This window comes from Mycobacterium sp. Soil_C_30, assembly GCF_057656995.1.
This window is the reverse complement of sequence record NZ_JBDGJH010000036.1, coordinates 22,045-42,261: the sequence shown is the minus strand read 5'-3', so window position 1 is coordinate 42,261 and position 20,217 is coordinate 22,045. Positions and strand designations below refer to the sequence as shown.

Below are 20,217 nucleotides of genomic sequence, written 5' to 3'. Positions count from 1 at the left end.
CCATGGCGCACCTCGTCGAAGCCCAGTGTCGCATCGCTGACGGCGCCGAGTGCTTCACCGCCGGCGCCACCGTTACCGCCGGCCCCGCCGGCGCTGCTGGTGTCGCCGCCGTCGCCGCCGACGCCACCGTTACCGCCCTTGCCGCCGCCTCCGAACAGGCCGCCGCTACCGCCGGCGCCACCCGCACCACCGGCGGTGCCATCCTCGGCGTCCACACCGGCGTTACCGTCGGCGCCTGTGCCGCCGTTACCACCTACCGCGGGGATCCCGACAGCACCGATACCGGCACCGCCGACACCACCAGCGCCGCCCGCACCACCGGGGGTCAGGCTGGGATTGCCCGTGCCACCCGGGCCGGCGCCGATAACACCAGGCACCTGCGGGGTGCCGGGCGCCCCGGGCAGCCCTGGGAGCGGGATGTTGATCGGGGCGTTGGAGCCATCGACACCGTCGCCGCCATTGCCGCCGTTACCGCCCTGGCCGAACAGGCCGAAGAATCCGGCGTTGCCGGCGTTGCCGCCGTTGCCGCCGGCGGTGTTCGGGCCGAGCGGGTTGGCGACGCCGTTGCCGCCGTTGCCACCGTTACCGCCGTTGCCGAAGAACGAGAAGAAGCCGGCGTTACCGCCATTGCCGCCGTTGCGGCCGAAGGCGCTGTCACCGCCGTCACCGCCGTCGCCGTAGAACAGGCCGCCGTTACCGCCGTTGCCACCCGCCTGGATGCCGGTCGGGTCGGTCCAGCCGTCGCCGCCGCTGCCCAGGAAGATGCCGCCGTTGAAGCCGTCGACGTGGAAGGCATTGCCGTCCGCACCGTTGCCGATGAAGAAGTTCAGCCCGGGAATCGTGCCCGCGAAGTCGAGGAAGTCTTCGATCGGGTCGGCGAAGGGGTCCGGGGCGAGCGCAGCACCGAACAGCGAGTTCGGGGTCGGAGTGGAGGCGGCGGCGCTGAACACCGAACTGGTGTCGGTGTCGCAGCCGAAGAGCTGGACGCAGGCCTCTTCCACCGGAGCGGCCTGTGCCGCGCCTGCGGTGGCCAGCATGGCGACCGCGGGTGCGCCGAGGATCAGCCCGGCGCCCGCGACGGCAGCGCCAGTCGCCCGCAACGAGGGCTTACGACCGCCGGGTTTCTGTGAGTGCTTTGACATGTATGGATCCCCTCCACGACAGGTGCGACATACCCCACAACTGGAGCATGTCGCAGCAACGTATCACCCGAACGCTCGCGGCGGAACCAAAATCTGAATTCGTCATTTGCACAACGCGTGAATTCATGTAACTGGGCCTAAGACGTTCACCTGAATGCTGAGAGAAGCTGAGAGAGCTAGCTATGCCGCGGTCGAGCTCAGAGCTATGTAACGACCTCGCAAAACAGCACCCAGTACCGCACTAACTGAGCTTTCTGGCGAACCTGAGGACTGGCCCCTCACAGGCCCTGCGAGCGTGCGTGAACTCGTTTCTCTCAGCTGAGACTCAGGAGCGAGTGAGTCGCTGGGCCCGTCACAGCACATTGCTGTGAGCACCCGAATTTCTGTCGGGGTCGTAAATAACTCCGCCGAATACCCCGCCCGAGCAAACTCAAACCAGCACGTCCACACCGCACTGTTGACGGCCACTGAACGCGCGTTTAGAATACTGAACATGCGTTCAACGGACATGACCGCACCGGCCCGGATACGCGACGCCGCCATCGCCCAGTTCGGCGAGCACGGGTTCAGGGTGGGCGTGCGGGCCATCGCCGAAGCAGCGGGTGTGAGTCCGGGGCTGGTGATCCACCATTTCGGCTCCAAGGACGGTTTGCGCGCCGCCTGTGACCAACACATCGCCGCGTTGATTCGCGATACGAAGTCGGAGTCCTTGAAGACGCACGAACCGGCCGCCTGGTTCGCCCAGCTTGCCGAGATCGAAGACTTCGCGCCCGCGATGTCCTACCTGGTCCGCAGCATGCAGTCCGGCAGCGACCTGGCGAAAGGCTTGTGGCGCAGCATGATCGACAACGCCGAGGCCTATATCGACGAGGGCGTGCGCGCCGGGACCATCAAACCCTCCCGGAACCCCCGAGCCCGCGCACGCTTCCTGGCCATGTCCGGCGGGGGCGCATTCCTGCTGTACCTACAGCTGCACGAGCATCCCGAGGACATGCGCAAGGTGCTGCACGACTACGCACAGGACATGGTGCTGCCCGCCTTGGAGGTCTACACCCAGGGCCTGATGACGGACTCGACCATGTACGACGCCTTTACAGCGCAGCAGGAGCAGGGACTGACCATTCCGACATCCACCGAAAGGATCTCCGATGACAGCGAACCAACAGTCTGACGCCACGGCGCCGGCGATCGACATTCGAGGCCTGGTCAAGAAATTCGGAAGCATGACCGCACTGGACGGTTTGAACCTGACAGTGCAACAAGGCGAAGTGCACGGCTTCCTCGGCCCCAACGGCGCCGGCAAGTCCACCACCATCCGGATTCTGCTCGGCCTGATCAAAGCCGACAGCGGCCACGCCGTCCTGCTGGGCGGCGATCCGTGGACGGACGCCGTAGAACTTCACCGCCAAATCGCCTATGTACCCGGCGATGTCACGCTGTGGCCCTCGCTGACCGGCGGTGAGACCATCGATCTGCTGGCCCGCATGCGCGGTGGCATCGATGACACCCGCCGCAAGGAACTGCTCGAACGATTCGCACTCGACCCCCACAAGAAAGCCCGCACCTACTCGAAGGGCAATCGACAGAAAGTCTCACTGGTATCGGCGTTCTCGTCCCACGCGCGGTTGCTTCTGCTCGACGAGCCGAGCACCGGGCTGGACCCGTTGATGGAGAACGTTTTTCAGCAATGTGTCGCAGAAGCACGAGACCGTGGCGTCACCGTGCTGCTCTCCAGCCACATCCTGGCCGAGACCGAGGCCCTCTGCGACCGCGTGACGATCATCCGTGCGGGCAAGACAGTGGAGAGCGGCACGCTCGAGTCGCTGCGGCACCTGAGCCGCACGGCGATCAAGGCCGAGATGATCGGCGATCCCGGTGATGTCCGCCGAATCAGCGGTGTCGAGGATGTGAGCGTCGACGGACACACCCTGCACGCCCAGGTGGACAGCGCCGGCCTCGGCGAGTTGATCCGCGTCCTGGGTGAAGCCGGTGTCAAGAGTCTGATCAGCCAACCACCGACTCTGGAAGACCTTTTCCTGCGGCACTACGGGATCGACGCGGAAGAGTCCGGCAACCAACACAATTCGCACCGGGTGCACGCATGACCACCGCAACCGTCGACCGCCCGAACCAGCACCGCGCAGTCCCCCGCACCTCCGGCTTCACCGGCACCGCCGGCCTGCTGCGGTTGTATCTGCGCCGGGACCGGATCGTGGCCCCGGCGTGGATCCTGTTGCTGTCGGTCCCATTGGCCACCGTCTACGTCGGCAGCACCGAAGCGGTGTACCCGAATGCCGCCGACCGCGCGGCCTTCGCGGCGTCGATCATGGCGAGCCCGGCGCAACGCGCGCTGTACGGCAATGTGTACGGCGACAGCCTGGGTGCCGTCGGTATCTGGAAAGCCGGCATGTTCCACCTGCTGATCGCGGTGGCGGTGATTCTCACGGTCATCCGGCACACCCGTGCAGACGAGGAGAGCGGACGCACGGAGCTCCTCGAATCGACGGTGGTCGGCCGGTTCGCGGGGTTGACCGCGGCGCTGACACTGACTTTCGGCGCGGTGGTGTTGACGGGCGCCGTGGGATTCGCCGGGCTGCTCACCCTGGACATCCCGGCCGCCGGGTCGCTGGCGTTCTGCGTGGCGCTGACGGGTTCCGGCCTGGTGTTCGCAGCGGTGGCGGCGGTGGCCGCGCAGGTGTCGCCGAGCGCACGCTTCGCCCGGGGCGCCGCCTTCTCGGTGCTCGCCGCAGCATTCACCTTGCGCGCCGTCGGTGACGCCGGTGCGGAGTGGATGTCCTGGCTCTCGCCGCTGGGCTGGTCTCTGCAGGTGCGCCCCTTCGCCGGCGACCGGTGGTGGGTGCTGGTGTTGCACCTTGTCACCGCGGCGGCGCTGACCGCCGTGGCCTACGTGCTGTTGAGCCGTCGCGATGTCGGCGCCGGGCTGATAGCCGAGCGCCCGGGGCGTGGATCGGCCTCCAAGGGGTTACGCGGAAGTGTCAGCCTGGCGTGGCGCCTCGACCGCGGTGCCATCGTGCTGTGGACCGTCGGCCTGATCCTGTACGGATTGTTGATCGGAAGTGTGGTGCACGGTATCGGCGACGAGATCGGCAACAGCCAACTGGCACAGGACATCGTGACGCGGTTGGGCGGCACCTCGGCGATGGAGCAGGCTTTCATCGCCGTCGCTTTCACCATGCTGGCCATGGTGGCCGGGGCCTTCGCCGTGTCACTGACACTGCGACTGCACCAGGAGGAAACCAGCCAGCACGCCGAAACGGTGCTGGCCGGCGCTGTCAGCAGAACCCGTTGGCTGGCAGGTCATCTCATGATGGCATTGCTTGGTTCGGGCGCGGCGATCCTGATCGCCGGTCTGGGCGCGGGCCTGTCCTACGGAGTGGCCGCAGGTGATGTGGCAGGCATCCTGCCGACGGTTCTGGGGACCGCTGCGGTGCAGCTTCCGGCGGTATGGCTGTTGGCCGGCGTCGCGCTTGCCCTGTTCGGCGCACTCCCCCGGTTCGCTCCGGTCGCCTGGGGTGTGCTGGTCGCCGTGATCGCGGTCTACCTGCTCGGCTCCCTGTCGGGTGCCCCGCAGTGGCTCATCGACCTCGAGCCGTTCACCCATGTTCCGCACGTCGGGACCGGCACGTTCACCGCCGTGCCGCTGCTGTGGCTACTGCTGATCGACGCCGCACTCATCGCGGTGGGCGTGCTGACGTTTCGCCGGCGTGACGTGCGCTGAGGGGGTGCCGCATGAAACTCGTCGCGCAGGTACTGGTCTCGACTGTCGTCGGCGTGATCTTCTTCGGCGTCACCCTGTTCGTCCCCGCATCGACGTTGGACTATTGGCAGGCCTGGCTTTTCATCGCGGTGTTCACCGTCTGCACCCTGGTTCCCAGCGCGTATCTGGCGTACAGCGATCCGGCGACATTGGGACGGAGGATGCACGCCGGGCCGGTCGCCGAGGAACGGCCGATACAGCGGGTGGCGGTCACCGCGACGGTGGTCTCGGTGGTGGCACTGTTGGTGGTCAGCGCCCTCGATCACCGGTTCGGCTGGTCGCACGTGCCGCTGAGTGTGATCGTGGCGGGCAATGTCCTGGTGGCCGCCGGTTTGATCGTCGCCCAGTGGGTGGTGTTCCAGAACCGGTACGCCGCCGCCACCATCACCGTCGAAGCCGGACAGAGCCTGGTCTCGACGGGACTGTACGGCGTGGTGCGCCATCCCATGTATCTCGGAGCGCTGGTGATGCTGATCGGCACGCCGCCGGCGTTGGACTCCTTTTGGGGGACAGTGGTGTTGATCCCCGGCCTCCTGGCCTTGGCGATGCGCATCGTCGACGAAGAGAAGATGCTGTCCGCCGAGCTGGACGGCTACCGCGAATACACCAGGCGGGTGCCCTACCGCCTGGTCCCCCACATCTGGTGACCGCCGATCCGGCCGGCTGACCGCCGAGCCGTCGCATACTGAATCCGTGGAGCAGCTGCTGACGGGCCTGGGACTGGCGACCGCCGCCGGCCTCAACGCCTACATCCCGATGCTGATGCTCGGACTGCTCGCGCGGTTCACCGATATCGTGTCGCTGCCCGGTAACTGGGCGTGGATGGAGAACGGCTGGGTGTTGACGATCGTCGCCGTGCTGCTGGTGGTGGAGATCGTCGCTGACAAGGTGCCCGCGCTGGATTCGGTGAACGACACCGTGCAGACGTTGGTGCGGCCCACCGCCGGCGGCATCGTCTTCGGCTCGGGCACCACGGCCCAGACGGTTGCGGTGGCCGACCCCGCGGAGTTCGCCCGGTCGGGCCAGTGGATCCCCGTCGCGATCGGGGTGGTGATCGCTCTGGTGGTCCACCTGGTCAAGACCGCGGTGCGTCCGGCGGCCAACGTCGCCACCGCCGGGGTGGCCGCTCCCGTGTTGTCGACGGTCGAAGACGGTGTCAGCGTCTCGCTGGTCCTGGTGGCCCTGCTCATCCCGGTGCTGGTGCTGGTGATAGTGGTGATCCTGGCGTGGGCGGGTGCTGCACTGCTGCGTCGGCGTCGCCGACGCCGGCGAGCGCAGCAACCCGAGACTCAGTGGGGCAACACCGGCTGAGACGGGGTATCCGCAGGGCATGCAGACGTTCCTGCCGTGTCCCGGCTTCGCGGAGTCGGCGCGTCTCCTGGACCTGCGACGGCTCGGCAAGCAGCGGGTGGAGACCATCCAGGTGCTGCGTGCTCTGACGGTTCCGGGGTACGGCTGGCGGCACCACCCCGCGGCCGCGATGTGGGCGGGTTACGAAGAGGGTTTGGTGCGCTACGGACTCGACATCTGCGACGTGTGGTCAGCGCTGGGCAAGGCGGACACGTGTGCCACCACGCTCGTGGTGGATCTCACCGCCGCCACGGGGCTGAGTCGCGTACGCACGCAGACGGAGTTGGCCGGCGCCGGGGAATTGCCGCCCTGGCTGGGCGATCCGGCTTTCCACCGCAGCCATCAGGCCGCGCTGGTGAAGAAGGATCCGGCGCACTACCGGCCACTGTTCCCCGACGTACCCGAGGACCTGCCCTACGTGTGGCCGTCGTCGGATCGCGAGCGTCGGGTGCCGGTCAGCAGCTGAGCGTCAGATCCAGACACCCTTGCCGACGGCGACGATGCCGCCCTGACTGACTGCGAAGCGCTCCCGATCCTTTTGGAGGTCGACGCCGACCATCTCCCCCGGCCCGACGACGACGTTCTTGTCGAGGATCGCCCGGCGCACCACGGCCCCGCGCCCGACGCGTACGCCAGGATGCAGCACGCTTCCTTCGACGATCGCGCCGTCATCGATCACGACGTTGGACGACAACACCGAATTGCGCACGGACGCTGCCGAGATGATGCTGCCCGCGCCGACGACGGACTCCTGCGCGGAGCCGCCGTTGACGAATTTGGCGGGCGCCAGGTTCTCCGAGCCACCGCGGATGGGCCAGCGCTTGTTGTAGAGGTTGAAGATCGGGTGCACCGACACCAGGTCCATGTGGGCGTCGTAGAAGGCGTCCAGGGTTCCGACGTCGCGCCAATACCCGTGGTCGCGTTCGGTGGCGCCGGGAACTTCGTTGTTGCTGAAGTCGTACACCGCGGCCATTCCGTCGGCCACGAGACGCGGGATGATGTCGCCGCCCATGTCGTGGTCCGAATGGTCTTCGTCGGCATCGGCCCGGATCGCGTCGATGAGCACCTTGGTGGTGAAGATGTAATTGCCCATGGACGCGAACGTCATCTCGGGATCGTCCGGGGTCCCCGGCGGGTCGGCAGGTTTCTCCACCCAACCGCGGATACGTCCCGAGTCGTCGGCATCGATGCAGCCGAACGCGGAGGCTTCTGCCCGCGGGACGCGTATCCCAGCGACGGTGGCGCCGGCGCCGCTCTCGATGTGCGCCTGCAGCATCTGCTCGGGATCCATCCGGTACACGTGGTCGGCGCCGAAGATCACGATGTAGTCCGGATCTTCGTCGTAGATCAGGTTCAGCGACTGGTAGATGGCGTCCGCCGAACCCGTGTACCAGCGCGGCCCGAGGCGTTGCTGTGCCGGCACCGGCGTGATGTATTCGCCCGCCAGACCCGACAACCGCCAGTTCTGCGAGATGTGCCGGTCCAGCGAGTGCGACTTGTACTGCGTGAGCACACAGATCCGCAGGAACCGTGCGTTGACGAGATTCGACAGGACGAAATCGATCAAACGGTAACCACCACCGAAGGGAACCGCGGGCTTCGCCCGATCCGCTGTCAGCGGGTACAGCCGCTTGCCCTCCCCGCCGGCCAGGACGATTCCCAGCACATGTGGCGCTTCCCTCATGAGACAAACCTATCCGCACCATCAAGCCGCGGCTAGGGCAATCGCCGAGTTTTGTGGCGGTTCTTACGTGGTATGGACGCTTGCCCGTCAAGGTATTTGGAGTTAGCGCCCCAAAGAATGCCCGTCAGGTTGACCCAATGCCTGCGCTCGCGCGCGCGGACTACTACGGTCGGGCGTATGCGGGTGGCGATGATGACTCGGGAGTATCCACCTGAGGTGTACGGGGGCGCTGGCGTCCACGTCACCGAACTGGTCAATCAGCTTCGCCATCTGTGCGAGGTCGACGTGCACTGCATGGGCGCGCCCCGGCCGAACGCGATAGTGCATCAACCCGACCCGCGATTGGCGGGCGCCAACGCCGCGCTGTCGATGTTGTCGACCGACCTGGTGATGACCAATGCCGCGGGGCAGGCCGATGTGGCGCACTCGCACACCTGGTACACCGGCATGGCGGGCCACCTGGCCGGCTTGCTGTACGGCATCCCGCACGTGGTGACGGCGCACTCACTGGAGCCGTTGCGCCCGTGGAAGGCAGAGCAGCTCGGCGGTGGCTACCGGCTGTCGTCGTGGGTGGAGAAGACGGCCATGGAAGCCGCCGACGCCGTGATCGCGGTGAGCGCGGGGATGCGCGAGGACGTGCTCAAGGTGTATCCGGCGCTGGACCCGAACCGGGTGCACGTGGTCAAGAACGGCATCGACACAGAAGTCTGGTACCCGGCGCCGCCCACCTCCTCGGATCCAGCCGAGTCCGTGCTCGCCGAGCTGGGAGTCGACCCGTCGCGTCCGGTGGTCGCGTTCGTCGGACGTATCACCCGGCAGAAGGGGGTGGCGCACCTAGTGGCCGCAGCGCACCGGTTCGCCCCCGAGATCCAGCTGGTGTTGTGCGCCGGCGCACCCGACACTCCGGAGATCGCCGCCGAGGTGGCGAGTGCCGTCGAACAGCTGTCGGCGTCTCGCACCGGCGTGTACTGGGTCCGGGACATGCTGCCCATCGGCAAGATCCGGGAGATCCTCTCGGCGGCAACGGTTTTCGTCTGCCCGTCGGTGTACGAGCCGCTGGGCATCGTGAACCTCGAAGCCATGGCCTGTTCGACGGCGGTGGTGGCCTCTGACGTGGGCGGCATCCCGGAGGTGGTGGCGCACGGAATCACCGGTTTGTTGGTGCATTACGACGCGACGGATGCGCCGGGATTCGAAGCCGGCATCGCCGAGGCCGTCAACGCCCTGGTGGCCGACCCGCAACGCGCTGCTCAGTACGGCATCGCCGGACGCCAGCGTTGCATCGACGAATTCTCCTGGGCGCACATCGCCGAGCAGACGGTGGAGATCTACCGCAAGGTGTCGGCGTAAATCGAACCCCGCGCCTCTGCGCGGGGTTCGATCATCTTCGAGTGGACCCGCCTCAGCTGGTGACGTTCTTCAGTTCGTCGCCCAGCGCGGCGGCCTCATCGGGTGTCAGTTCTACGACGAGACGGCCACCGCCCTCGAGCGGCACCCGCATCACGATGCCACGCCCCTCTTTGGTTGCTTCCAGTGGACCGTCACCGGTCCGGGGCTTCATGGCCGCCATCGAGTGCTCCCTCCAAGTTGGACTACTCGTCCCCGTCGTGGACCATCGGCGCGCCGGGTGCTCACCCGTGTAACCAGCCGCGCCGAAAGGCCAGTTCACGAATCCATTGTTCCTTATCGGCCCCGCTACGTGTGCAAGACCCGGCCGTTAACGGTCCGCCAAGACCGGAACCCAACACGACTGCACGTGGTCGTCCACCATGCCGGTGGCCTGCATCAAGGCGTAAGCCGTGGTGGGACCGACGAATTTGAACCCCCGCTTCTTGAGGTCTCGGGCCATGGCGGTGGACTCCGGCGTGATCGCCGGGACATCAGCCATTGTCACCGGGCGGGGGCGCGCCGCCGGGGCGTAGGACCACAGCAGGTCCGACAGATCGGTGTCGAGGGCGGCCACCGCTCGGGCGTTGGCGATCGTCGCCTCGATTTTCGCGCGGTTGCGGACGATGCCGGTGTCGGCCAGCAGCCGGTCGATGTCACGCTCGCCGTATCCGGCCACCGCATCGACGTCGAAGCCGTCGAACGCCGCCCGGAAGTTGTCCCGCTTGCGCAGTATCACCAGCCAGGACAACCCGCTCTGGAACGCCTCGAGACTGATCCGTTCGAACAGCGCGGTGGTGCCCCGGAGCGGACGTCCCCACTCGTTGTCGTGATAGTCGCGGTAGAGCTGCGAGTCGCCGCTGGCCCAACCGCAGCGGGTCCGGCCGTCCTCAGCGAGCGGCATCGTCAACGGCCTCGGCGTCGAGAGCCGAGGAGTCGAGTGTGTCCCCGCGCAGCGTCGCCACTTCGGCCCGCAGCGAGTCCAGTTCCTGGCCCAGCCGGTCGAGCACCCAGTCGACCTCGCTGGTCTTGTAACCGCGAAGCGTCTGGCTGAACTTCACCGCCTCCACGTCGGCCCCGGTGACGCCGGACGCCGGCAGCACCGTCGCCGTGGTGCCGCGCGGCAGGGGCGGCAGCTGCTCGCCGCGGCCGAACACCACACTGGCCACCCCGAACAGCACGGTGGCGATCAGGATGAGTACGACCAGGTACAGCAGAACCATTGTCACGTCACCGATACTGCCTTACCGGTACGACAAGCCTGGACTACCTCATGGGGCGCAGGGTGTTCATCGGCGGTCGGTCCTCCAACGACACCCGTGACACCCGCGGCGAGAAGCCGTCACCGTCGGCGAAGAACTGTGTCAACCCGACGCCTGAGTCGGTGATCCCGCAGCGTGACAGCAGCGTCGCGATGACCTGCCTGCTCATGTCGCCGAGCGCGGTCAACGGCTGATTGCGGTGCTCGCGCACGCCGAGGTTCACCTGGGCGATGGCGTTGATCCCCAACTTGTCGTAGGTGTCGACCAGCAGGCCGATCTCCACGCCGTAGGCGGGTGCGAAGGGCACCGACATCAGCAGCTCGCGGGTGCCGGCGTACTCCCCGCCCAGCGGCTGGAACACGCCGCCGAGTTCCGGGCGCAGCGCAGCCAGCATCGGGCGCGCGACCAGTTGGGTCACCCGTCCGCCGCCGTTGGCATCCTCACTGCCGCTGACTTTCAGGGGGCGCCGGTAGAAACCTTTGACCAAGTGCACCCCGTCGCGCACGAGCAGCGGTCCGACGAGGTTCGGGACGAACATCGGCGAGGGGTTGATCAGGTCGGAGTCGACGAAGACGATGATGTCGCCGGTGGTGGCGGCCAGCGACCGCCACAGCACCTCACCCTTGCCGGGGTTGGGTGGAAGTTCGGGAAGTGCCTGTTCACGGCTGACGACTTTGGCCCCTGCGGCGATGGCCCGGATCTCGGTGTCGTCGGTGGACCCGGAGTCGAGCACGATGAGTTCGTCGACCAGGCCACCGAGCATGGGTGAGATCGTGTCGATCACCGAGGCGACGGTCTCTTCCTCGTTGAGGGCGGGCAGGACCACCGAGATGGTCCGGCCTTTCTTGGCGGCGATCAGTTCGTCGACGGTCCAGGTGGGGCGGTTCCAACTGTTCTCGGCGAGCCAGGTCTCGGTGCGCATTCTGCTCTCGATGGCCAGGTCAGGTGTAGTCGTCATGCCAGTCCCCTCACCGTGCGCGTCGGTGGACGCACTCCTTGGATCGACGCGACCATTTCGAGAACGCGCCGAGTGGGTCCGACCTCGTGTACCCGAAACATTCGCGCCCCGTCGGCGGCTGCCAGGGCAGTCGCCGCCAGGGTCCCGTCCAGTCGTTCGGTCAGGCCCACCCCTAGAGTCTCCCCGACAAAATCCTTGTTACTCAGGGCCATCAGGACCGGCCATCCGGTCTTAACAAGATCTTTTACATGCCGCAACAAACTAAGACTGTGGTAAGTGTTCTTGCCGAAATCGTGTGTCGGATCGATGAGAATCCGTTCACGGTCCACACCTTTGCTCACGGCGTTCTCCGCCGCCGCCGTGACATCGGCGATCACGGCGTCCACCACACCGCGGGTGCTGGTGCCGTAGTTGACCCGGAACGGCCGGGTCCGCGGGGTGGCGCCACCGGTGTGTGAGCACACCAGGCCGGCGCTGAATTCCGCTGCCACTTCCGGCAGGCCTGGATCTGCGCCGGCCCACGTGTCGTTGATCAGATCGGCGCCGGCGGCGCAGGCCAGTTTGGCCACCGACGCACGCCAGGTGTCGACGCTGATCAACTGATCGGGGTAGGTGGCCCTGAGCCACTCGATGAACGGGACGACGCGCGCGATCTCCTCATCGGCGTCGACCACCTGCCCGGGGCCGGCCTTCACGCCGCCGATGTCGATGACGTCGGCCCCTTCCTCGACGACGCGGTGCGTGGCAGCCTTGGCGGCCTCGTCGGTGAAGGTGGCACCCCGGTCATAAAAGGAATCCGGGGTGCGGTTGACGATCGCCATGATGAGAGCACGATCAGCGGCCACCGGACGGCCCAGAAACGTCGCCTGCACGTTACCCAGGCTAACCGCGCGGGATTTGGCGTGTTCACGCTCGCTCACGGGCGTTGTCACTCCCGAAACGCACGTCAGACCGCTACCGTCACCCCGGGGGCACACTTCGCCTGCAGGAGGGCTTGGTGGAGCTGGTCGGTCGGCGCGAGGAATGCCGCGCGGTGGAGGGCGTGCTGCACGCCGTGCGCGCGGGTAGCAGCCATGCGCTGGTGGTCAGTGGCGAGCCGGGCATCGGGAAGACGGCGCTGCTGGACGCGCTGGCGGGTCACGCCGCAGACTGCGGCCTGCTCCGAGTCGCCGGCGTCGAGTCCGAGATGGAATTTGCCTTCGCGACACTGCACCAGGTCTGCGCGCCGTTGACAGGATTGCGCGACCACATCTCCGGGCCAACTCATCTAGCGGGCGCTGACAGCTACGCCAAAACCCCTGTGTCACTTCAGTATCAGTAGTCACACGGCGTGCCGTTTTGTCGGCGCTTCGAACTAGTGTTCGAAGCATGAGTTCATCCGCCATCGCCGACAAGGAGGCGATGCTGGCTGCCCAGGCGCAGATCGAAGCCTTGACCGCGCAGATGAACTCGTTGTCGATCGATGCGTTCACTCCGCTGGAGTTGTTGGCGCTGATGCAGCGCCGTGAAACCGTCACCTGGATGCAGCCGGCCCTGGATCACAAGGTGTATCAACGGCTGAGGGCGGAATGCGCGCCGAAACAGTTGGGGGCGAGTAGCTTCAAGAAGGTCTTGGCGGCCCGGTTGCGGATCAGTGAAGGCGAGGCCGGCCGACGCCTCACGTCGGCCTCACTTTTGGGCCCGCGGACCGCGCTGACCGGGGAACCGTTGGAGCCGGCGTTGCCGAACATCGCCGCCGCCCAGGCCCACGGCCTGATCGGTCCGGAACATGTGGCGAAGGTCAAGGCGTTCTTCAAAAAACTGCCGGCATCGGTGGACTTCTCGGCCCGTGAAGCCGCCGAAGCCGACCTGGCCCGCCACGCCTCGACCCTGGATGTCGACGGCTTCACCGAAGTCGCCGACCGACTGAAGTATCTCCTCAACCAGGACGGTGAGTACAGCGATGTCGATCGTCAGGCCGGCCGGTACTTCACCATCGGTAAGCAGGACGCCGACGGTAACGTGCCGGTGCACGGCAGGCTCACCCCGGAATGCGCGGCCACCCTGCACGCCGCGCACGCGAAACTGGCCGCCCCGGGTATGTGCAACCCCGCCGATGAGGCCCCGCAGGTCGACGGGGAACCGGATCCGGAGCGCGCCCGCACCGATGCCCGCACTCAAGGCCAACGCAATCATGATGCGTTGCTGGCGATGGGTCGGGCGTTGTTGGCCTCCGGTGACCTCGGCCAGCACAACGGCCTGCCCGTCACCGTCATCGTCAAAGCCAACCTCACCGACCTGGAAAAAGGCGTCGGGCACGGCCTGACCGCCGACGGCACGTTGATCCCGATGCCCGAGGTCATCCGGATGGCTTCTCACGCGTTTCATTACCTGGCGTTGTTCGACGGCAAAGGGGTGCCGTTGCACCTGGGTCGGGCCCGCCGGACCGCTTCCCGGGGGCAGCGGATCATGCTGTTGGCCCAACACGGTGGCTGCACCATGCCCGGATGCACCGCCTGCGGGTACCGCTGCCAAGTCCACCACGCCAACAAAGACTGGAAAGACGGCGGCCAGACCAACATCGAAGACCTCACCCTGGCCTGCGGGCCGGACAACCGGATGGTCGAAACCACCGGTTGGACCACCCGCAACCGACCCGAGGACGGCATCACCGAATGGATCCCACCCCCGGAACTGGACTGCGGACAAACCCGCATCAACGTCTATCACCACCCCGACCGGATCCTCGCCCCCGACGATCCCTAACCCGAGGGCGACCTCAAAGCCGGCCGCCGGCAACACAAGTCACTGGCCGGCTCAAGGCTGCCCGCAGGTCAGGGCTTCGCAAGCTCAGCCCTTCGGACGCTTCCGCGTCCATGGGTCAGCGCTCCTTCAGGGCTTCGCAAGCTCAGCCCTTCGGACGCTTCCGCGTCACCAGGTCAGCGCTCCTTCAGGGCTTCGCAAGCTCAGCCCTTCGGACGCTGCCCGGCCGCCACCTCGTTCGGGTACTCCTCGTAGAACTCCACGTAGCCCTCGTCGCGGCCGGCGAGTACATACAGCGGATCCTCGATGTCGGGTCCATAGGCTTCTTTACGTAGATCCACCTTGCGGCTCTTGAACGTCGAGGTGTGCTCGAGTGACTCCACCACCCGCACGAACAACGGCACCGCGTACGCAGGCAGCTTGCCGTAGACCGCCGCGGCCAGGGCCTTGCCATCAAAGCTCGAACCGTCGCGCAGTTTTATGGCCGCCATACCGGCCCGGCCGCCGGTGTCAGGCACCTCGACGCCGTAGACCGTGCATTCCTCGATGTCATGCAGATCGACCAGGGCGCCTTCGACCTGAGTGGTGGCGACGTTTTCACCCTTCCACCGGAAGGTGTCGCCCAGTCGGTCGGCGAACGCGGCGTGCCCCATGCCCTGCGGGTTCATCACGTCGCCGGTGTTGAACCACACGTCGCCGTCCTTGAAGGCGTTGCGCACCAACTTCTTCTCGCTGGCTTCCTTGTCGGTGTAGCCGTCGAACGGCGACAGTTTGTTCACCGGGCTGATCAACAAGCCGGGCTCACCGGCAGGCACCTTGCGCACCCGGCCGGAATCGTCACGCTTGGGTTCGCCGGTCTCGGCGTCGTATTCGACGTAGGCCAACGGCATCGGGCTGATCCCGGTGCTCCTGGGGACATTGAAGACGTTGATGAAGGCGGTGTTGCCCTCGCTGGCGGCATAGAACTCGGCGACGCGCTTGATACCGAACCGGGTGGTGAACTCATCCCAGATCTCCGGGCGCAGACCGTTACCGGCGATCACGCGCACCTTGTGCTGACGGTCGGTCGGTTTCTCCGGCTGATTCAACAGATAACGGCACAACTCGCCGATGTAGACGAAAGCTGTTGCGTCGTACCGGATCACTTCGTCCCAGAACTTCGACGCCGAGAACGACTTACCCAATGCCAGCGTCGCACCCGAGGTGAGCACCGACGACAGCGCGACCGTCAGTGCGTTGTTGTGGTAGAGCGGCAGGCAGGAATACAGCGTGTCGTCACTGCGCAGCCGCAGGCCGAGACCGCCGAAACCGGCCAGCGCGCGCAGCCACCGGAAGTGGGTCATCACACTGGCTTTGGGATGCCCGGTGGTTCCGGAGGTGAAGATGTAGAAGGCGACATCCTTGGCCAGCACCGCCGACGCCGACGCCGGGTTGGTGTTCGGCGCGGTCTCGGCGATCCGGTGCAACTCGTCGATCGTGGTGGGCTCGGGCGCACCGTCAGACACCGCTCCGCACTCGACGATCGGCTCGACGAACTCCGCCTCGGCGATGATCACCGTCGCCTTCAACAGGCCGATGCTGTGCGCCAGCACCTCCCCGCGCTGGTGGTAATTGAGCATGCCTGCCACTGCGCCGCACTTGACGGCCGCGAGCATGGTGAGAACCGCGTCCGGCGAGTTGCGCAGCATGATGCCGACGACATCGCCGTGGCCCACACCACGCGCAGCCAGCACCGCGGCGTACCGATTGGCGGCGGCATTGGCCTCGGCGTAAGTCAGCGACTGATCCTCGAACCGGAGGAAGGTGCGGTTACCGTACTTCTCGGCCCGCTCCTGGAACACCTTGCCGATCGATGTCTTGGAGGTGGGCCTTGCCAGGAACCCCGTCGTAACCCCCCGCAGGATCTGCGGAACGTCGACCAGCACCCCCGGCACCTGGCTGACGATGTCGGTCAGACCGACAGAGGATCGGGAACCGTTCTGCTCGGACATGCGCGTGCGCCCCTCGTCTTCAGCTGCATCGATTCGCAGGCCAGCCTAACTGCGAGGGGCAATCGTTGTTGTCATCTGGGTGCGCAGAGGTCGAGCGCCGCCTCGACATCGCGTACTACCAGCAACCGGTCCAACGCCACCGTGCTGACGTAACGGGTCTCCACCAGTCCCGCCAGCCACTCGCGGAGCCCGTCGTAATGCCCGCTGGGGTCAAGCATCACGACAGGCTTTGCGTGCATACCCAGATAGCCCGCGGTCCATGTCTCGAACAGTTCCTCGAGGGTGCCGATCCCGCCGGGCAACGTGATGAATGCGTCGGCCCGGTCTTCCATGATCTGCTTGCGCTGCCGCATGGTGTCGGTGACGATCAGCTCTTCGGCGTCGACGTCAGCGAGTTCGCGGTGCACCAGAGCTTTCGGGATGACGCCGACGGTCCGGCCGCCGTGGGCGCGTGCCCCGGAGGCGACGGCCCCCATGGCGGAGACGTTGCCTCCCCCGGACACCAACGTCCAGCCCCGGTCGGCGATCGCCTCTCCCAGGGTGGTGGCCAATTTCAGCAGGTCAGAGTGTGTCGGCCCGGAGGCGCAGTACACGCAGACCGCCCACTGCCGGTCGGGTTCTCGATCAGACTGCACCGGAGAAAACGTAGTCGGTTTGGGCCTCGAAACGCCAACGCCGCCCATAGACTCCGGCGGTGTCCATAACCGCGGCCGCTGAGGCACTGCGCACCGGTGACATGGTGCTGGCCGAGCAGCTGGCACGCGAGGCCGCGGAGCACAACGACGATCCCGAGTGCCGGTTGGTGCTGGCCCAGGCCGTCGCGTGGCAGGGCCGCGGGCGCGACGCCGAGACCGTGCTGGCAACCCTCGAGACCGATGGCCTCTCCGAAACCGAGTTGATGGCCGTGGCGCTGCCGCGGGCGGCCAATCAGTTCTGGATGCTCGGCGAACCCGAACGGGCCACCGCCTACTTGCGCAACGTCCGTAACCGCGTCACCGAAAGCACCGCCCACACCGTCGACGCGTTGTTGGCGACGTTCGCGATGAACACCGGTGCGCCGGTGCGCGCGCTGAACATCGCCGCCCACGTACTCGAGGCACCCGACGCCGCCGATATGGCGGTGGCGTGGGCGGCCAGCACTTCCACGTTGAGCGCCGCCCGCACCGGCCGGCTCGATCAGGTCGACGCGTTCGCCGAGCGCGCCATCGCCGCCGAACATCCTGGGCTGCTGCGCTACACCATCGGTTTGGGCCGGATCACGGCCGCGCTGCTGGCGGACGACGTGGACGCCGCCACGCGCGTCGCCCGCGAACTGCGCGACGCTCACCAACAGCAACCGGGTCGCTCCATCGCCGACGTTCTGATGGCGGTGGTGGCCATGGCCGGCGGCGACGATGACGCGGCGGCCGAACTCCTGATTCCGGCGGCGCCCAGGCTGGAACGCACCGGCTACTCATGGGGCCCGCTGGCACTGATGCTGCTGGCCACCGCGCTCGCGCGCCGTGGGCAGCTGCCCGATGCAGCAAAAGCGTTGTCGGGCGCAGAGTCTCGTCATGGCACCAAGTCGGGGTTGTTCGCCCCGGAGCTCGAGTTGGCCCGCGCGTGGCGTCTGGCCGCCGCACACCAACCTCACGACGCCATCGCCGCGGCACGGCAGGCCGCACAGACCGCGGAACGGACCGGTCAGACGGCGGTGGCGATCTTGGTGTGGCGGGATGCGGCGCGGCTCGGCGATGCCCGCGCCGCCGACGCGCTGGAGCGGCTAGCTGCTGAGATATCCGCGTAGCATGTCGACCGCCTCGGTGATCTGTCCGACGTGCACCCGCTCGTCGCGCCGATGGGCCAGGTTCGGATCGCCGGGTCCGTAGTTGACGGCGGGGATGCCGAGTGCGGCGAAGCGGGACACATCGGTCCAGCCGTACTTGGCTCGCGCCTGCCCGCCGGCGGCGTTCACCAGCGCCGCGGCGGCGGGTTGACGCAACCCGGGTAGCGCCCCGGCCGCCGAGTCGGTCTGTTCGATGGTGACGTCGAGCCCGTCGAACACCTCGCGCACATGCGCCAGCGCCTGGGCCGGGGTTCGGTCGGGCGCAAAGCGGAAGTTCACCGTCACCGACGCGGCATCGGGAATGACGTTGCCCGCCACTCCCCCGTCCACGCGTACCGCCGACAGGCCTTCGCGGTACACACAGCCGTCGATGTCCACGCTGCGCGCCTGGTACCCGGAAAGCCGGCCCAGCACGTCGGAGAGTTTGTGAATAGCGTTGTCGCCCAGCCACGATCGCGCCGAATGCGCTCGCATGCCGGTGGCGCTGATCACCACCCGCAGCGTGCCCTGGCAGCCTGCCTCGATGAAACCGTCCGTCGGTTCACCCAGCACCGCAACGTCGGCCTGCAGCCACTCGGGGAGGTCACGCTCGATGCGGCCCAGCCCGTTGGCGGCCGACTCGATCTCCTCGCAGTCGTAGAACACCAGCGTCAGTTCATGCGCGGGGTCGGTGATGGTGGCCGCCAGGTGCAAGAAGACGGCGTCGCCGGATTTCATGTCCACGGTGCCGCAGCCGTGCAGGATCTCCCCCTCGCGGCGCGACGGCACGTTGTCGGCGGCGGGCACCGTGTCCAGGTGCCCGGCCAGCATCACCCTGGTGGGCAGTCCACGGTGGGTCCGGGCCAACACCGCGTTGCCGTTGCGCACAATCTCGAAGCCGGAGGTCTGATCACGCAGGGCCGCTTCCACGGCATCGGCGATCCGGCTCTCGTGGCGCGATTCGCTCGGGATGTCGACCAGCGCTGCGGTCAAGGCGATGGGATCCCCGCGTAAGTCCAGCACAATGGACCAGGCTAGTTCTCTTGCCGGGCCCTCTCTCCCCGGGCTCGTTCCTCACCCGCATCGTCGGCCCGGCTAGCTCTCTAGCCGCCCTGTCAGATCCAGTAGCCTGGTGCACCGTGACTGGAGCCTCGGGTATTGGTTTGGCAACGCTGGCCGCGGACGGAACGGTGCTCGACGCCTGGTTCCCGGCGCCGGAACTCGGAGATGTCGATACCGCGGGCACCACGCGCCTGTCGGTGGCCGAAGCCACCGAGGATCTGGCGGCGCTGACGGGCCGCGACGAGGATCGTGATGTCGAAACCGTGCTGGTGCGCACCTCGATCGCCTCCCTGGACGACGCGCCCACCGACGCCTACGACGTCTACCTTCGTCTCCACCTCCTGTCCCACCGGCTGGTGGCACCGCACGGCCTGAACGCCGGCGGGTTCTTCGGTCTGCTGGCCAATGTGGTGTGGACGAACCACGGCCCGTGCGCAGTCGAGGGCTTCGAGCTGGTCCGCGCCCGCCTCCGCAAGCGCGGCCCGGTGACCGTGTTCGGCGTCGACAAGTTCCCCCGGATGGTCGACTACGTGGTGCCCACGGGCGTGCGCGTGGCCGACGCCGATCGGGTGCGCCTGGGTGCGCACCTGGCCTCGGGGACGACCGTGATGCACGAGGGCTTCGTGAACTTCAATGCCGGCACGCTCGGCTCGTCGATGGTCGAGGGCCGCATCTCCGCGGGTGTCGTGGTGGACGACGGCTCCGATATCGGCGGCGGCGCGTCCATCATGGGCACCCTGTCCGGCGGCGGCAGCGAGGTGATCTCGGTGGGCAAGCGCTGCCTGCTGGGCGCCAACGCCGGGCTGGGCATCTCGCTGGGCGACGACTGCGTGATCGAGGCCGGTCTCTACGTCACCGCGGGCACCAAGGTGACGCTCTCGGACGGCAAGACAGTCAAGGCCCGCGAGCTCTCCGGTGCGAACAACCTTCTGTTCCGGCGCAATTCGCTGACCGGCGCCGTCGAGGTCGTCACCCGCGAAGGCAAGGGCATCACACTCAACGAGGCCCTGCACGCCAACTGACAGTCCTGCGCGAGCGCGCGTGTCTGTACGCCCCGA

21 protein-coding genes are annotated in these 20,217 nt (G+C 67.0%); 11 read left to right on the top strand and 10 right to left on the bottom strand.

The genetic code is table 11. The features are described from left to right. Window positions 1-1,142: PGRS repeat-containing protein (locus AC3A6P_RS35045; protein ID WP_487697133.1), on the bottom strand; the 1,142-nt coding region annotated here is incomplete at its 3' end. A 493-nt stretch (window positions 1,143-1,635) separates the two neighbouring features. Between AC3A6P_RS35045 and AC3A6P_RS35040 the strand changes: the two genes are divergently transcribed. The 6 genes from AC3A6P_RS35040 to AC3A6P_RS35015 are packed head-to-tail and all read left to right on the top strand — an operon-like array spanning window position 1,636 to window position 6,736. Next, the gene (locus AC3A6P_RS35040) at window positions 1,636-2,313 is read left to right on the top strand and encodes a TetR/AcrR family transcriptional regulator (RefSeq protein WP_487697131.1); all 678 of its coding nucleotides are present in this window, start codon (window positions 1,636-1,638) and stop codon (window positions 2,311-2,313) included. Next, the gene (locus AC3A6P_RS35035; protein WP_487697129.1) at window positions 2,291-3,247 is read left to right on the top strand and encodes an ABC transporter ATP-binding protein; all 957 of its coding nucleotides are present in this window, start codon (window positions 2,291-2,293) and stop codon (window positions 3,245-3,247) included. The genes AC3A6P_RS35040 and AC3A6P_RS35035 overlap by 23 nt, the downstream gene beginning before the upstream one ends. Continuing rightward, entirely contained in the window at window positions 3,244-4,881 is a 1,638-nt protein-coding gene (locus AC3A6P_RS35030; RefSeq protein ID WP_487697128.1) for an ABC transporter permease, read from the top strand. The genes AC3A6P_RS35035 and AC3A6P_RS35030 overlap by 4 nt, the downstream gene beginning before the upstream one ends. An 11-nt stretch (window positions 4,882-4,892) precedes the next feature. Then, the gene (locus AC3A6P_RS35025; RefSeq protein WP_487697126.1) at window positions 4,893-5,567 is read left to right on the top strand and encodes a methyltransferase family protein; all 675 of its coding nucleotides are present in this window, start codon (window positions 4,893-4,895) and stop codon (window positions 5,565-5,567) included. Between the two features lie 46 nt (window positions 5,568-5,613). After that, window positions 5,614-6,231 (top strand): DUF4126 domain-containing protein, encoded by a 618-nt coding sequence (locus AC3A6P_RS35020; RefSeq protein WP_487697124.1) that lies wholly within the window; start codon window positions 5,614-5,616, stop codon window positions 6,229-6,231. Between the two features lie 19 nt (window positions 6,232-6,250). Continuing rightward, complete coding sequence (locus AC3A6P_RS35015) at window positions 6,251-6,736, top strand: MSMEG_6728 family protein (protein ID WP_487697122.1); 486 nt, start codon at window positions 6,251-6,253, stop codon at window positions 6,734-6,736. Between the two features lie 3 nt (window positions 6,737-6,739). Here the strand turns inward: AC3A6P_RS35015 and glgC are convergent, their stop codons facing one another. After that, window positions 6,740-7,954 carry a glucose-1-phosphate adenylyltransferase gene (glgC, locus tag AC3A6P_RS35010; protein ID WP_487697120.1) on the bottom strand — a complete coding sequence of 405 codons (1,215 nt, stop codon included), beginning with the start codon at window positions 7,952-7,954 and terminating at the stop codon, window positions 6,740-6,742. Between the two features lie 177 nt (window positions 7,955-8,131). Here glgC and glgA point away from each other — a divergent pair, with 177 nt between their 5' ends. Continuing rightward, window positions 8,132-9,304, top strand: a complete 1,173-nt coding sequence (glgA, locus tag AC3A6P_RS35005; protein ID WP_487697118.1) for a glycogen synthase — start codon at window positions 8,132-8,134, stop codon at window positions 9,302-9,304. Window positions 9,305-9,356: 52 nt separating this feature from the next. Here the strand turns inward: glgA and AC3A6P_RS35000 are convergent, their stop codons facing one another. The 5 genes from AC3A6P_RS35000 to folP form a co-directional block, all read right to left on the bottom strand. Then, a complete protein-coding gene (locus AC3A6P_RS35000) occupies window positions 9,357-9,524 on the bottom strand; it encodes a DUF3117 domain-containing protein (RefSeq protein WP_005059648.1) in 168 nt (55 codons plus the stop codon). Between the two features lie 147 nt (window positions 9,525-9,671). Continuing rightward, window positions 9,672-10,244 carry a DNA-3-methyladenine glycosylase I gene (locus tag AC3A6P_RS34995; RefSeq protein ID WP_487697078.1) on the bottom strand — a complete coding sequence of 191 codons (573 nt, stop codon included), beginning with the start codon at window positions 10,242-10,244 and terminating at the stop codon, window positions 9,672-9,674. Then, window positions 10,231-10,569, bottom strand: a complete 339-nt coding sequence (locus AC3A6P_RS34990; RefSeq protein ID WP_487697076.1) for a DivIVA domain-containing protein — start codon at window positions 10,567-10,569, stop codon at window positions 10,231-10,233. The genes AC3A6P_RS34995 and AC3A6P_RS34990 overlap by 14 nt, the downstream gene beginning before the upstream one ends. Window positions 10,570-10,606: 37 nt before the next feature. Continuing rightward, window positions 10,607-11,560: a glucosyl-3-phosphoglycerate synthase gene (locus AC3A6P_RS34985; RefSeq protein WP_487697074.1), complete on the bottom strand. Its 954-nt coding sequence runs from the start codon at window positions 11,558-11,560 to the stop codon at window positions 10,607-10,609. After that, window positions 11,557-12,381, bottom strand: coding sequence for a dihydropteroate synthase (gene folP, locus AC3A6P_RS34980; protein ID WP_487697141.1), 825 nt, complete (start codon window positions 12,379-12,381; stop codon window positions 11,557-11,559). Before folP ends, AC3A6P_RS34985 begins: the two co-directional genes overlap by 4 nt. A gap of 176 nt (window positions 12,382-12,557) precedes the next feature. Between folP and AC3A6P_RS34975 the strand changes: the two genes are divergently transcribed. Continuing rightward, entirely contained in the window at window positions 12,558-12,881 is a 324-nt protein-coding gene (locus AC3A6P_RS34975) for an ATP-binding protein (protein WP_487697072.1), read from the top strand. Between the two features lie 47 nt (window positions 12,882-12,928). Beyond that, window positions 12,929-14,305 carry an HNH endonuclease signature motif containing protein gene (locus tag AC3A6P_RS34970; RefSeq protein ID WP_487697070.1) on the top strand — a complete coding sequence of 459 codons (1,377 nt, stop codon included), beginning with the start codon at window positions 12,929-12,931 and terminating at the stop codon, window positions 14,303-14,305. A gap of 200 nt (window positions 14,306-14,505) precedes the next feature. Here AC3A6P_RS34970 and fadD6 read toward each other — a convergent pair whose 3' ends face one another. Next, the gene (fadD6, locus tag AC3A6P_RS34965) at window positions 14,506-16,293 is read right to left on the bottom strand and encodes a long-chain-acyl-CoA synthetase FadD6 (RefSeq protein WP_487697068.1); all 1,788 of its coding nucleotides are present in this window, start codon (window positions 16,291-16,293) and stop codon (window positions 14,506-14,508) included. A gap of 71 nt (window positions 16,294-16,364) precedes the next feature. Beyond that, window positions 16,365-16,928: a cytokinin riboside 5'-monophosphate phosphoribohydrolase gene (log, locus tag AC3A6P_RS34960; protein WP_487697066.1), complete on the bottom strand. Its 564-nt coding sequence runs from the start codon at window positions 16,926-16,928 to the stop codon at window positions 16,365-16,367. A 59-nt stretch (window positions 16,929-16,987) separates the two neighbouring features. Here log and AC3A6P_RS34955 point away from each other — a divergent pair, with 59 nt between their 5' ends. Further along, a complete protein-coding gene (locus tag AC3A6P_RS34955) occupies window positions 16,988-18,079 on the top strand; it encodes a hypothetical protein (RefSeq protein ID WP_487697064.1) in 1,092 nt (363 codons plus the stop codon). On the opposite strand, the gene dapE is transcribed toward AC3A6P_RS34955, so the two are convergent. After that, window positions 18,056-19,120 (bottom strand): succinyl-diaminopimelate desuccinylase, encoded by a 1,065-nt coding sequence (dapE, locus tag AC3A6P_RS34950; RefSeq protein ID WP_487697063.1) that lies wholly within the window; start codon window positions 19,118-19,120, stop codon window positions 18,056-18,058. The genes AC3A6P_RS34955 and dapE overlap by 24 nt on opposite strands. An 89-nt stretch (window positions 19,121-19,209) precedes the next feature. Between dapE and dapD the strand changes: the two genes are divergently transcribed. After that, the gene (gene dapD, locus AC3A6P_RS34945) at window positions 19,210-20,181 is read left to right on the top strand and encodes a 2,3,4,5-tetrahydropyridine-2,6-dicarboxylate N-succinyltransferase (RefSeq protein WP_487697139.1); all 972 of its coding nucleotides are present in this window, start codon (window positions 19,210-19,212) and stop codon (window positions 20,179-20,181) included. Window positions 20,182-20,217 lie beyond the last annotated feature (36 nt).